This is a genomic window from Atribacter sp. (assembly GCF_035418125.1).
Lineage (GTDB): Bacteria > Atribacterota > Atribacteria > Atribacterales > Atribacteraceae > Atribacter > Atribacter allofermentans.
This window is the reverse complement of record NZ_DAOLQM010000038.1, coordinates 1-12,527: the sequence shown is the minus strand read 5'-3', so window position 1 is coordinate 12,527 and position 12,527 is coordinate 1. Positions and strand designations below refer to the sequence as shown.

Genomic DNA, 12,527 nt, shown 5'->3' with positions numbered 1-12,527 from the left:
TATGAATTTGTCACTGATCCAGAAATTCGTCAAAAACTCCGTAACCAAGGTGGCTTTTGCCAGGATCATTTACGAAGGGTTTTTGATGCTCGACCATCAATTTTAGGTATCAGCATTGTTTATGAGGATCTACTCAATACCTCCTTAAAAAATGAAAATTATCCGGTCATAAATCATTGTCCACTTTGCCAGAATTGGATAGATAAAATACATCATCTTGAAAATATCCTTCATAAGCGGTGGAAGGATTTTAAAAGTATCTGGGGAGAATATACCTTCTTTTGCACAGTCCATCAAAATGAAATAAAACTTACTTCTTCAATTCGATCTGAACTCCAAGAGCTTACCCTGAAAAGTCTTAAAAATATTGATGAAAATCTTAAATCTTTTATTCAAAAATTTGATTATCAAGCAAAAAAAGATTCCATCACCATTGAAGAAAGTAATTCCTGGCAGGAAGTTTTAGAATTTTTTGCTGGTCAGCGATTAAGAAAATCTCATCATATACATAGTAGAAAGTAGTTTTTTTAGATGTATCGATGCGCTCCTCACTTTGACTCTTTTAGATAAGTATTTTCATCCTCATCTGCTGCTACCAAGTAGCCTGGCTATTTATTCGATAAATTTTCTGATTCCATTGGTAAATTTTTTTTATCCAGTTTATTAAATATATTAATTCTATTCTAAAGGAAACTTCTTTTTTGTCGATAATATTGGAAAAGAATGGGTACCTGAAAAGTCAAACTTTCCTAAAGGAAAAGGCGCAAAGCTAAGAGTCTAAAGCATTTATATGCTATGGCAGTCGAGCCGCCGAAACTCACCTAAAAAACGAAATGATGATTTGTAAAATACGAACCATTTCCATAGGAAAGTTTTCCATAGGAGGATTTATAAAATGGTTCGTAAAGATAGGAAATCTTCAACTACAAAGAGTGATATAAGCCAACAGTTTAGTAAAAAAAGCTCGGATGAGGTTGAAACTGCTCGCTTTTTATCAAATGGCCTCTTTATAACTGAAAAAAAATCAACATCTTCTACTCCGATCTATCTAAAAGAAAACGAAAAAAGTAATTTATCAGTTTGTCTTGAAAATGAAGTAAACCTGAAAAATAAAAATGGATTTTCTGAAGACTCGGCACAAAAAGAACCGGCTCAAATCGAAAAACCCTGGGGATATTATGCCATTATCGATCAGGGACCTCATTACAAGGTTAAAAAAATTGTTGTTTATCCTGGTTACCGTTTAAGCCTACAAATGCACTACCATCGCAATGAATACTGGTTGATAGTCAAAGGAGAAGCATTGGTCACCGTTGGAGATCAAACCTTCTTTTTAGATCCGAATCAGAGCACTTATATTCCCATGCAGACGTTTCACCGAGTAGAAAATCGAGGTAATGAACTTTTGGAAATAATTGAAGTTCAAAACGGCAATTGTATCTCCGAAGAAGATATTATTCGGATTGAAGATGATTTTAACCGGAGTGAAATTATTTAGCTTTTAAACAGATGAAAAAGGTTAGGTAAGATGCCTGAACTGTTCACTGGTTTTAAGTTCCTGTATTAATTCTTTAATCTTTTGGTCATGGTTTTTAGGCATCACCAATACAGCATTTTTAGTTTCAACAATAATCAGGTCATCCACTCCAAAGGTTATAATTGGTTTTTGGGAATAGATAATATTATTTTGACTCTGTAGGCTAAAATTGGGGCCAATGGATAGGTTTTTTGATTTATCCTGAGAGAATACTTTTTCTAATGCCAACCAGGAACCAATATCGTTCCACTGGAAAGAAGCTGGGATAACTAATACTCTCTCTGATTTCTCCATAATACCGTAATCGATGGAAATCGATGGAAGTGTATTGAATACCTGAGATTTCATGGTTTCTAGTTCTGGTGTTCCCCAATAGTGTTGAATGATATTAAGTCCCTGAAAAAGATCGGGCATATGGGTTGTTATTTCTTCTAAAATGGTTTGAGCTTTCCAAATAAATATTCCACTGTTCCAGAGATAGGAAGGATTGGAAAAATAGTAATTTGCTTTTTTAATATCCGGCTTCTCAATAAATCTAAGCACCTGACAGGCTTTTATATCTTGTTTGCAAAATTTTTCATCCCCATAATGAATATAACCGTAACCAGTGTGGGCTTCAGTTGGCGCTATTCCTATAGTAATCAGATAATCTTTCATCCCGACTTCACAAGCAAAACTAATAATTTCACGAAATCGTTCTTCATCAAAAATCAGGTGATCAGACGGAATTACAATCATGACTTCGTTGGGGTTTTCACGAGCTATTGTGAGTGCACCTAATCCAATGCAGGGAGCAGTATTTCTCCCAACTGGTTCAAATATGATATTTTTTTCTAACAAAAAAGGAACTTCCTTTAAGATTTCGGATTTAAAATTTTCCTGGGTTACCACGTAAATACCATCCTCCCCCACTAAAGGAAGAACTCGGTCAACAGTCATTTGAAAAAATGTTTTGTTCATTAAAGCTGTAAATTGTTTTGGTTTTTTTGAGGTACTTAACGGCCAGAGACGCTCACCTTTTCCACCAGCCATTATAAGGGCAATTGGCATGATCATCATCTCCATTTACCATCATGAAGGAATAATCATATTATATCCTTCCCAGCTAACTATCGACTCATTTCTTGATAATAGTTAAAACATAACCCGGTTATATAATAAAATTCACCATTCGTCCGATAAACTATCATGGAGGAAGAAAAAATGAAAACATTCTTTCTAGTAGTATTGTTTATTTTTACCATAAATACTATCAGTTTTGGTTTGAAGAGTTTGGAATTATATCATCACCAATATAAATCGAACACCCTTTATTTGAAAAACCAGTATTTCGTCCAAAAATCTTCTAAAATCCTAATATGTGGGCTCAATTTTCATTCATTCTTTGAAAGCATTAAAGAGGGAAATTTCTATCAACGCTATCGAATTTACCTCTTAACTTTTTCTCTCATCCTGATTGGGATCTTTTTTGGGGCTTTTTACCCAAGAATGACTCAACCCCCAATAAAAAAATGACCAGTAAACCCATAGGTGAAATATTAATTGAAAAAAATTTAATAACCAAAGAACAGTTAGCTCAGGCTCTTGAACTCCAAAAGGAAACTGGAAGTCTTTTGGGAGAAATTCTTATTTCTCTTGGTTCTATAACTCCAATACAGCTCTATCAGGTTATCACCCAACAAGGTCCTTTTGAATACACCGGTGAAAATCTCCATCTTCTCGCCCAAGAAATTGACCCTAAGCTGTTCTTGTTTTTCAATTCCCAAGATTTTTTTCAATATTCCTTTTTTCCCTACCGCTACGATCATGAAGAATTAGAAATCTTGACCCCCAATCCCAACAATGTATCGCTTCGACATTTTTTAGAAGATAAATTTCCGGGAAAAAAGCTCATTATTAAATTAATTACACCCTACGAGTTGGATTGGCTAGCCCATATCTTTTTTAAAGATAAATTCTTACAGGAAGCTACCTCTGGTCTTTTTTATCGTTCTCCAGAGGAATCAGCTATGAGAGTTTTTACTCCCGTTCAATGGATCAGTTTAGGCGCTTTATGTGCTCTTATCTTAATTGGTGTTTTTACTCTCCCTCGCTTAACCATGCTTATTTTATTGGGTTTAGCTAATCTTTTTTATGCAATCAGTGTAATATTTCGGTTTGTACTAAGCTCTTCCGGAGCAAAACTCGACACAAATAGCTCATTATTTAAAAAAAATGAGCCTCAGCTTCGTCCCAACGATCTCCCCACATACAGCATTTTATTGCCTCTTTACCACGAACCTCCAAACGTGATTCGTCAACTGACAACTGCTATTCAAAACCTTGATTATCCTCCGGAAAAACTCGACGTTATATTCCTTATCGAAGAAGACGATCAAGACACTTTGATTCACTGCAAAGCTGAAAAACCGCCTTATAATGTTCGCTTTGTTATTGTTCCCGAAGGAATGCCTAAGACCAAACCGCGAGCTTGTAATTTTGGCCTGGCTTTTGCTCGAGGTGAATTTCTCACCATTTATGACGCCGAAGATATCCCCGAAAGAGATCAGCTCAAAAAAGCGGTGGCTTGTTTTCGTTCATCACCACCGGATATTATGTGTTTCCAAAACGCTCTTAATTTTTATAATGCCGAACAGAATATCCTCACCCGTTTATTCACTCTGGAATATTCCTACTGGTTTGATTACCTCCTTCCTGGTCTTTATTTGAACCATTTACCCATACCTCTTGGCGGAACATCCAATCATTTCCGTACCAAGATTCTGCGAGATTTAGGAGGATGGGATCCGTATAATGTCACTGAAGATGCTGACTTAGGAATGAGAGCCAGCTATCGAGGCTATCGGGTCGGTATTCTTCCCTCTACCACTTTTGAAGAAGCCAATAGCCGGGTAAAAAATTGGATTCGTCAACGTTCGCGATGGTTGAAAGGATATCTGCAAACTTTTTTAGTTCATAATCGCCACCCTTTTCAGGTCGTCAGGAATTCCGGTTGGAAAGGATGGTTTACTCTCCAGGTATTTATCGGTGGAACCACGCTTGGACAGGCATTTTCCCTTATTTTATGGATTCTCTTTTTTATCTGGCTTTTCAATCGGGGCGAATTTTTGCAAAGCTATTTTTCAGGCCCTATCTTATACTTGGGGGTTTTTAACCTCATCGTTGGTAACTTTTTAGGAATTTATCTGAGCATGTTGGCAGTTTTCAGACGAGGAATAGACAGGCTCATTTTTTATTCGCTCTTAAATCCTTTGTATTGGTGGCTTACCAGTATTGCTGCTTGGAAAGGCATCTTTCAACTTTTTACCCGTCCCTTTTTCTGGGAAAAAACTATTCATGGATTACAGATCGAGGAAAAATAGGATGAATAAAAAAATCATTCCTGCCGTTATTTTCTATACATGTTGTTTTTCTCTCTTTTTTTTCTTTACTCTTTTAGCACGAGAAAAAGGATTGATAACGTCAGAAGTTGATTTTTACAGCAATCAGTCACAAATCTTTTTTTCTTCTAAGTCCGAACAACCTAAATTACTCTTTCTTTCCTATCCTCTCTTACCTTTTTTCTTTGCTTTGATCGGTTATCTTCCTGCTCTCATTCCTCCGGTTATTGGAACCTTTACTATCTGGCTACTTTCCAAAATAATCATTCAAAAAAACTTTCCACCAATTTTTATTCTCTTGATTATAACTTCTCCTTTTTTTCTTTTGTCTCTTTCCTCGCCTTCATTTTTCTTGTTGGCGTTTTTCATCACTACTACCATCGTTAATATCGTTCAATATCATGAAACCCAGTCAATTTATTTTTTCTTTCTAGCAGGGATAAGCCTTGGAATTGGAACCTTAACTCAATTATCCTTTCTTTGGGTCATTATCCCGGTGACCATTTTCCAATTATTTTTTTTCCGTGACTCACTTATAAGAAAAACTTCCCTTTTCTTGGTATCACTCTTCCCTCCAGTTTTTTTTCTTACCGCTATCCTATTTTTTAATTGGGTTTATTCCGGTAATCCCTTTTTATTTCTCAATACTTCTCCATTGAACCTAAGATATATGCTCCCAGAATTTCTAATCTCATCTTCCTATAATCTACCAGTGTTTTTTTCAAAACTCTGGTTCATTTATCCTTTTCTAGGACTGATCTTTTTTCAAGGTAAAGTTAGAATTTTTTGGATGATTAGCGTTATCATCCTCTCTTTCATCCTTTTTCAAAATCAGCTGCTGTTTCTTCCGATTTCATTTTTGACTATAATTGGTCTCCTTCTTTGGAATAAAAAAAGTGGTTACCAGCTTATGGCTGGCATTATCGTATTTCTATCTATTTCGGGCTTTGGGTGGTATTTCTTTTTAAACCATCAGGATTCCTATTTTTCAGCTCAAGGCTCATACCAAAAGACCCTTACTCCTAACCAACCGATAATACAAAAAACTGCCCATTCGGATTCCTTGTTCTTCATCCATTTTGGTCCAGATACTTTTCTTTCATCAAGCTGTGAATGACTATTTTAGGGTTTGTGAATAATCGATATAAGGTTTTCGTGAATATTCTTTACCTAACATAAGACAGATGTTGATATCTGCTTTAATTGGTCACTGGCACGGAGTGGATTTTCGACTGGTTCATCCCCAACCAACTTACCGTCAAGAAAATGAAGGATTCGCTTAGTATGTTGTGCGATTTCTCTTTCGTGAGTAACTAAAATAATCATTTTCCCTTGATCGTTCAAGTTCTGAAAAATTTGCATCACTTCTTCGCCTGATTTACTATCGAGATTCCCAGTCGGTTCATCCGCCAATAGAATAGTTGGGTCATTTACCAGTGCTCGAGCAATGCCTACCCGTTGAGATTCCCCACCTGAAAGTTGATTTGGCCGATGGAATATCCGGTTTTCCAACCCAACTTGGATAAGTGCATTTTTAACAATTATTTTCCTTTGTGAACCGGAGATTCCAGCATAGATTAATGGGAGCTCCACATTCTGAAAAGCATTGAGGCGAGGTAGTAGGTTATAGGTCTGAAAAACGAATCCAATTTTTTTATTTCGTATGATAGCTAATGTATTTTCTTTTAATCGGGATACTTCTTGGCCTTCAAAATAATAACTTCCTCTGGTTGCTCGATCTAAACACCCAAGAATATACATTAAGGTTGATTTTCCTGAACCAGATGGTCCCATTATCGCAATAAATTCATCTTTATTAACTTGGAAACTTACATCTTTTAGAGCAATGACCTCAACCGATCCAGTTCGATATATCTTAGTTAATTCTGAAACCATTATTATTGGTTTCTCAATCTTTCCCTCCTCCTTTCTTACCTGTAAAGACCTTTAGGTTTTCATTCCTATCTTTTCCTTCTATCGTTTCTCTTTTTTCCTCTCCCCCTCGCTCCCTCCCCTCTCGGTCTTTATTTGTGCCCGATCTATTCCATCCCTTTTTTGAGAGCGTTTTCTATTGACTTTAAATAAGCTTTAGTGTTGATAGTTGCCTGGGAGATAGCATCAACATTTAAACTTTGCTTTTCTTTTATACTCTCTATCAATTTTTTTGAAATTTCGGGTATTGGGATCCCAAAATCATCAAGAATTTTTACTTCAGTTATTTTATGACCTTCCACTGACACCTCTACAGTGTTAGACCATCTATTTCCTTTAAACTCACCAGTATATACTCCATCCTTAACTTGAGACAAATCAATATCAGTTATCACCATTTCTTTTATCTCTTGCATGCCAGCCATAGCATAATAAAACATCCCGATAATAAAGACACCAACTATAATACCGATTATAAGCAACCATTTCTTCCATTTTTTCATACAAATTTCCCCTCTTTTTTATTTAATATTTTATTAATGGTATCACTTTTCGCCTATCCTGAATATATTTTTAATAACAACTAAAAAATAAGTTTTAAAGGTATTTGTTGGATAATTAATAGAAATGAAAAAACTTGAGGAGAGCGCTTCTTTTAATTCCAGTGTCTTAATTACCCATAGGGATTAAAAATGTCTTCAATCCATCTTCTAAAAGATAAAGGAATAATTGTTGCATTTAGGTTGTTTGTTTAAATGGATAGTTTAGTGAAAAAAGTAATTCACTATTTTGGATTTTCACAAAAAAACACTCAAAAAACAATTCCTGCAAACATCTTAAAACAACATCCCTTTTAAACTTTAGCTTTTTTCTCTTTTATAGTTTGCGGCGAACTAATAAAGTTAGTTAATAATCATCAGCCCCTTTTTAAATGAGGTGATTGAAATGTTCGGTAAATCGGTACCGATAATCAGATTATTAGGATTTGAAATAAAAATTGATCCCAGTTGGATAATTGTCCTTTTTCTTATGATATGGTCGTTATCACTGGGAGTGTTTCCCCAATATTATCAAGGTTTACCTTCAACAACCTACTGGTGGATGGGGATATTCGGAGCAATCGGTTTATTCGTCTCGATTGTCATTCATGAGCTTTTTCATTCCTTGGTCGCCCGCCGTTTCGGATTGTCAATCCGGGGTATTACCCTGTTTATGTTTGGTGGTGTCGCCGAAATGACCGAGGAACCAGCCAATGCAAAAACCGAATTTTATATGGCATTAGCCGGTCCGGTAACCAGTATTGCTCTTGGTATGATTTTCTACAGTACCTATTTAATCCTAAAAAGACTTGGAGTATCAATGGGAATTACTGGTATTTTTGGATACTTGGGGATTATTAATTGGGCTCTAGCCGGATTTAACTTAATTCCTGCTTTTCCTTTGGATGGTGGTCGAATTCTGCGCTCCATACTTTGGTGGAGAAAAAAAGATTTGCGTTGGGCGACTCGAATAGCCTCACGAATGGGAGAAATATTCGGTTTTACTCTTATTTTCCTTGGTGTTTTTAGTATTTTCCGGGGTTCTTTTGTTGGAGGAATTTGGCTGTTCCTAATAGGAATGTTTCTTCAAAATGCTTCCCAGGTATCGATGCAAAGATTAATGATTTCCAAAGCTCTGGAGGGAGAGACTGTTCGTCGATTTATGAAACCTGATCCGGTTACCATACCTGATACCATGACTCTAAAAGAAGCCGTTGAGGATTATATTTATCGTTACCATTATAAAATGTTTCCGGTTGTACGAAATAGTAAATTAGTTGGGTGTTTAACCACCCGTGACATTAAAGTAATTCCTAAGGAAAAATGGAGCACTCAAACTGCTGGAGAAGTTTCCAAGTCTTGTTCAATAGATAACACCATCCATCCCGACACTGATGCCACTCAAGCGTTATCTTTAATGAACCGAACCGGAAATAGCCGTCTAATGGTCGTTGAAAATGATCAATTGATAGGAGTCATTACCCTTAAAGATCTCCTCCAATTTTTTTCTTTAAAAATGGAATTGGAAGGAGATAATTAATTAAACTAATCTAATCAGGGTAGAAGGATCGGTAATATAAAGAATTCCCTCAATCTAACCTTGATCCACTAGTGAAACGGGTTAGATTGAGGGAACAAACATAATCAATTCTCTCCTTGTAAAAATCAAGCTAACAGGGGTGAGGGTATTTTAAAATGTTTTTTTATTTTTTTGGAAAATAAGCAACCGCTTCGATCTCGATTTGAACTGGTGCTGGCAATTGACTAACTTCAATGCAACTTCGGCAGGGATAGATTTCTTTGAATTTCTTACCGTAGGCCTCATTCATTCTGGAAAAATTCTTCATATCAGTCAAGAAAACTGTGGTTTTCACAACATGATTTAAATTTGCTCCAGCTTTTGCAAGCAGGGCTTCAATTTTTTCGAGAGTATAGGTCGTTTGAGTTTCAATGTCTTCTCCCACAACCTGTTTTGATTCATTAAGAGGAACTTGCCCCGATACATAAATGAAATCTCCAGCGTACAATGCACCGGAATATGGAACATTTTTAGGTCCAGCAGCTATTATTTGAATACTATCCATTACTACCACTCCTTTTTATGCCTTGGCAATCTTTTTCCCAAATTCTATGGCTTCGATCTGTCGCCCATCATCAGGATTCCATTGGTTTCTAAAGCCTTCTTCAATAACCTCAAAACCGGCATTTGCTAAAGCTTCATTTAAAATTTTGGTTGATTCCCCGCTCCACCCATAACAGCCGAAAGATGTGGCCTTTTTTCCTTTAAATTTCATCTGTTTCATTAATTGAATAAAACCGGCGATGGAATGGAGAATAGTATTATTAATCGTGGGTGACCCGATAACAACTTTCTTGGATTTAAATACTTCGGTAATCAAATCATTCTGATCGCTCTTAGTTAGATTAAATACTTTCACTTCAACATCCGGATCAACTATTTCAATTCCTTCGGCAATTTTCTCAGCAAGCTTTTTTGTGCCATTCCACATAGTATCATAAATAATCGTTATCTGATTTTCTTGATAATCATTTGCCCATTGGGAATACTTCTCGACAATCTGCAGGGGATTGTCTCTCCAGATAACCCCATGACTAGTAGCAATGATATCAATGGTTAAATTCAAAGAAAGAACTTCTTCCAACTTTTTTTTCAGAATTTGACTAAATGGTGTCAATATATTGGCGTAGTATTTGATTGCTTCTTTAAACAAATCACATTGATCTACCAAATCGTTATATAATTTGTCAGTTGCAAAATGCTGACCAAAGGCGTCATTACTAAATAAAATATTATCCTCCGTCATATAGGTTGCCATGCTATCCGGCCAATGGAGCATTGGCATTTCAACGAAAACTAACTCTTTCCCTCCACCAATACTTATTTTATCACCGGTTTTTACCACGTGAAAATTCCAATCTTGATGGTATTGACCCTTCAATGATTTCACGGCATTCGCGGTACAATAAATAGGAGCATTAGGAATGTGTTTCATGAGGGCAGGAAGAGCACCACTGTGGTCCACTTCTCCATGATTGGCCACGATATAATCTATCTTATTTAAATCAATCTCTTGTGCCAAATTTTCAACAAATTCTTCGGCAAATGGAATCCATACCGTATCAATCAGAACGTTTTTTTCTTCCTGAATCAAGTAGGAGTTATAGGTAGAACCATGATGAGTGGAAAATTCATCTCCATGGAATTTCCTCAGTTCCCAATCAACTTTTCCCACCCAAAAAACCTGGTTTTTTATTTTCTTTTTCATGACAATTCCTCCTTTTTTATCCTATAAATCCCTTAATGATTGAATAGCAATGAGTAATAATCACACTTCCATCCTCGCCTTCTCCCATCAAAGGAGAAGGAATTATGATGATGAGTCATCCAGGGGTTTCGTATTCAGAAGTTATGAGGATTTCATCTTTTTACTTTTTCATTTAAAAAAATTTAAATCAATTTATTTTGAAATAATCCTTTCGGGAGGTCTAATCTTTCCTCCGTTCCCGATTTCAATCATCATTCCATAGTGCTTTAAAGTATCCAGGTAATAATATTCGTCTTCATCAAACTTTCCACTTTGAATAACGGGAATTCCTTTTTTCTCAAATTCCTGAATTACTTTTTGACAATCCTTATAATAATACTTGACGTGATGTAATCCCTCTCCCTTTTGTTCCAGATATTCATCATAAATACTCCGACCAGTTAAGGGTTGAATGAGTTCAACCTGAATCTGACCTGGTGAGGCTAAAGCAATGCGAAATTCATGATTGGAGGGTTTTCCTCGCACCATCGATTCACGAAGCACTGGAGGAGCAAAAGTATATATTTCCCAGGGACCAACATTCATGGTTTCCATATAAAAATTTACGGCACCTTCTAAGTCCTTTACTAAATATCCAATTTGAATTAATTCTCCGTCTTGCATGGTGTTTCCTCCTTATAACTTCTCGAATACACTTAAGGTTACTAAATCAGTAGAATCCCACTTGGTATTTCTTTGTTATTGTTTTATTTTGGCTTTTCGTAGCGATCTTTTGGATCCTTCTCCATATACATAATTGACAATCATGATGATCAACAACATCAAACCATAGATTAAACCCCTCGCATAGGGAGTTATGGCAAAAAGTGTGAAAGAGCTGGAAAGAGATTGAAGGATTAAAATACTCAGCAATACTCCAAGCACTTTCCCTGAACCACCCTCAGGATTAATTCCTCCCATTACTGAAACCAGAATAGCCTGAAGAAGATAGGTATCACCATAACCAATCCGCGCTGAATTCACTCTCGAAATAAGAATCAGGGCACTAAAACCACACATTAACCCACCAATCATGTAAGTCAGGATAATAGTTTTAGTGGTTCGAACACCGGAAAAAAGCGCTGCTATATAGTTATTTCCAACCAAATAAACACTCCGTCCCCATACGGTGTGTTCAAGAGCCAAGGCGACCAAGGCAAAAATAATAAACATAATAAGGAGAGGAATTGGTAATCCTAAAAATCGAGAATTTCCAAACAACATAAAAATTTCTGGAAAGCCTACCACTCCTCGTCCTCCGGTAATTGCCATACCAACACCAGTATAAAACAACATGGTACCTATTGTTGCCAACATAGCAGGTATTCTTATATATCCAATCAGAATTCCATTTAATGCACCACAAATTAAACCAAATAAGAGTGCTACTAATATTGCCAATACAACCGTCACTGTCGTTCCGGCTGTAGAAAGCAAGCTTTGGTTGGTAAGAATTAAGGCAGCTAATATTCCCGAAAGGTTCATGTTCCCAATAATGGATAAGTCGATACCACCAGTTAACATTGCCAAGGACATGGCTAAGGCTAAAAATCCGAACTCAGGAATTTGAAAACCCATCGATACAAAATTACGGCTGTTATAGAAGCTTCCTCCCAAAAGAATTGCAATTCCAACCAATACAATCGCAAATATTACAAAAAGGATGATCATTTCTTTGGATATTTTAACCATTGGTGTTTTCCTCACAGAAAGATCAGGTTCTTCTCGCTCTCTTTTTTATTCCGAAAAGCTGTTATTCCAACACTGAGGAGAATGATGATTCCAACAAAGAAATTATTCCAGGAAGACGAAA

At 36.3% G+C, this 12,527-nt stretch carries 12 protein-coding genes and 1 riboswitch; of the genes, 5 read left to right on the top strand and 7 right to left on the bottom strand.

All coding sequences use genetic code 11. The features are described from left to right. Positions 1–522: hypothetical protein (locus tag PLK24_RS03680; protein WP_324476417.1), on the top strand; the 522-nt coding region annotated here is incomplete at its 5' end. A 206-nt stretch (positions 523–728) separates the two neighbouring features. Continuing rightward, a riboswitch (cyclic di-GMP riboswitch) is annotated at positions 729–815 on the top strand. 80 nt (positions 816–895) lie between these two features. Next, positions 896–1,498, top strand: a complete 603-nt coding sequence (locus tag PLK24_RS03675) for a phosphomannose isomerase type II C-terminal cupin domain (protein WP_324476416.1) — start codon at positions 896–898, stop codon at positions 1,496–1,498. Positions 1,499–1,519: 21 nt separating this feature from the next. Here the strand turns inward: PLK24_RS03675 and PLK24_RS03670 are convergent, their stop codons facing one another. Continuing rightward, on the bottom strand, positions 1,520–2,587 hold the full coding sequence (locus tag PLK24_RS03670; RefSeq protein WP_324476415.1) for a mannose-1-phosphate guanylyltransferase: 1,068 nt from the start codon (positions 2,585–2,587) through the stop codon (positions 1,520–1,522). A gap of 461 nt (positions 2,588–3,048) precedes the next feature. On the opposite strand from PLK24_RS03670, the gene PLK24_RS03665 reads away from it, so the two are divergent. Beyond that, positions 3,049–4,899: a glycosyltransferase family 2 protein gene (locus PLK24_RS03665; protein ID WP_324476414.1), complete on the top strand. Its 1,851-nt coding sequence runs from the start codon at positions 3,049–3,051 to the stop codon at positions 4,897–4,899. 1 nt (position 4,900) lies between these two features. Beyond that, positions 4,901–6,034 carry a hypothetical protein gene (locus tag PLK24_RS03660; RefSeq protein WP_324476413.1) on the top strand — a complete coding sequence of 378 codons (1,134 nt, stop codon included), beginning with the start codon at positions 4,901–4,903 and terminating at the stop codon, positions 6,032–6,034. Positions 6,035–6,087: 53 nt separating this feature from the next. Here PLK24_RS03660 and PLK24_RS03655 read toward each other — a convergent pair whose 3' ends face one another. Together PLK24_RS03655 and PLK24_RS03650 are read right to left on the bottom strand one after the other, a co-directional pair. Then, on the bottom strand, positions 6,088–6,813 hold the full coding sequence (locus PLK24_RS03655) for an ABC transporter ATP-binding protein (RefSeq protein ID WP_324476412.1): 726 nt from the start codon (positions 6,811–6,813) through the stop codon (positions 6,088–6,090). A 143-nt stretch (positions 6,814–6,956) separates the two neighbouring features. Further along, positions 6,957–7,352 carry an FMN-binding protein gene (locus PLK24_RS03650; protein WP_324476411.1) on the bottom strand — a complete coding sequence of 132 codons (396 nt, stop codon included), beginning with the start codon at positions 7,350–7,352 and terminating at the stop codon, positions 6,957–6,959. Positions 7,353–7,794: 442 nt separating this feature from the next. Here PLK24_RS03650 and PLK24_RS03645 point away from each other — a divergent pair, with 442 nt between their 5' ends. Then, positions 7,795–8,928, top strand: a complete 1,134-nt coding sequence (locus PLK24_RS03645) for a site-2 protease family protein (RefSeq protein WP_324476410.1) — start codon at positions 7,795–7,797, stop codon at positions 8,926–8,928. Positions 8,929–9,091: 163 nt separating this feature from the next. On the opposite strand, the gene PLK24_RS03640 is transcribed toward PLK24_RS03645, so the two are convergent. The 4 genes from PLK24_RS03640 to PLK24_RS03625 all read right to left on the bottom strand — a co-directional run bounded on the left by PLK24_RS03640 (position 9,092) and on the right by PLK24_RS03625 (position 12,406). Further along, the gene (locus PLK24_RS03640; RefSeq protein ID WP_324476409.1) at positions 9,092–9,472 is read right to left on the bottom strand and encodes a RidA family protein; all 381 of its coding nucleotides are present in this window, start codon (positions 9,470–9,472) and stop codon (positions 9,092–9,094) included. 15 nt (positions 9,473–9,487) lie between these two features. Then, positions 9,488–10,675, bottom strand: coding sequence for an anaerobic nitric oxide reductase flavorubredoxin (locus tag PLK24_RS03635; protein ID WP_324476408.1), 1,188 nt, complete (start codon positions 10,673–10,675; stop codon positions 9,488–9,490). A 192-nt stretch (positions 10,676–10,867) separates the two neighbouring features. Continuing rightward, a complete protein-coding gene (locus tag PLK24_RS03630) occupies positions 10,868–11,338 on the bottom strand; it encodes a VOC family protein (RefSeq protein ID WP_324476407.1) in 471 nt (156 codons plus the stop codon). 75 nt (positions 11,339–11,413) lie between these two features. Then, positions 11,414–12,406: an ABC transporter permease gene (locus tag PLK24_RS03625; protein ID WP_324476406.1), complete on the bottom strand. Its 993-nt coding sequence runs from the start codon at positions 12,404–12,406 to the stop codon at positions 11,414–11,416. Positions 12,407–12,527 lie beyond the last annotated feature (121 nt).

Bases quoted from the DNA above. Each gene is read 5' to 3' on its own strand.
- PLK24_RS03675 (WP_324476416.1), top strand. From the start codon at position 896: ATGGTTCGTAAAGATAGGAAATCTTCAACTACAAAGAGTGATATAAGC.
- PLK24_RS03670 (WP_324476415.1), bottom strand. From the start codon at position 2,587: ATGCCAATTGCCCTTATAATGGCTGGTGGAAAAGGTGAGCGTCTCTGG.
- PLK24_RS03665 (WP_324476414.1), top strand. From the start codon at position 3,049: ATGACCAGTAAACCCATAGGTGAAATATTAATTGAAAAAAATTTAATA.
- PLK24_RS03660 (WP_324476413.1), top strand. From the start codon at position 4,901: ATGAATAAAAAAATCATTCCTGCCGTTATTTTCTATACATGTTGTTTT.
- PLK24_RS03655 (WP_324476412.1), bottom strand. From the start codon at position 6,813: ATGGTTTCAGAATTAACTAAGATATATCGAACTGGATCGGTTGAGGTC.
- PLK24_RS03650 (WP_324476411.1), bottom strand. From the start codon at position 7,352: ATGAAAAAATGGAAGAAATGGTTGCTTATAATCGGTATTATAGTTGGT.
- PLK24_RS03645 (WP_324476410.1), top strand. From the start codon at position 7,795: ATGTTCGGTAAATCGGTACCGATAATCAGATTATTAGGATTTGAAATA.
- PLK24_RS03640 (WP_324476409.1), bottom strand. From the start codon at position 9,472: ATGGATAGTATTCAAATAATAGCTGCTGGACCTAAAAATGTTCCATAT.
- PLK24_RS03635 (WP_324476408.1), bottom strand. From the start codon at position 10,675: ATGAAAAAGAAAATAAAAAACCAGGTTTTTTGGGTGGGAAAAGTTGAT.
- PLK24_RS03630 (WP_324476407.1), bottom strand. From the start codon at position 11,338: ATGCAAGACGGAGAATTAATTCAAATTGGATATTTAGTAAAGGACTTA.
- PLK24_RS03625 (WP_324476406.1), bottom strand. From the start codon at position 12,406: ATGGTTAAAATATCCAAAGAAATGATCATCCTTTTTGTAATATTTGCG.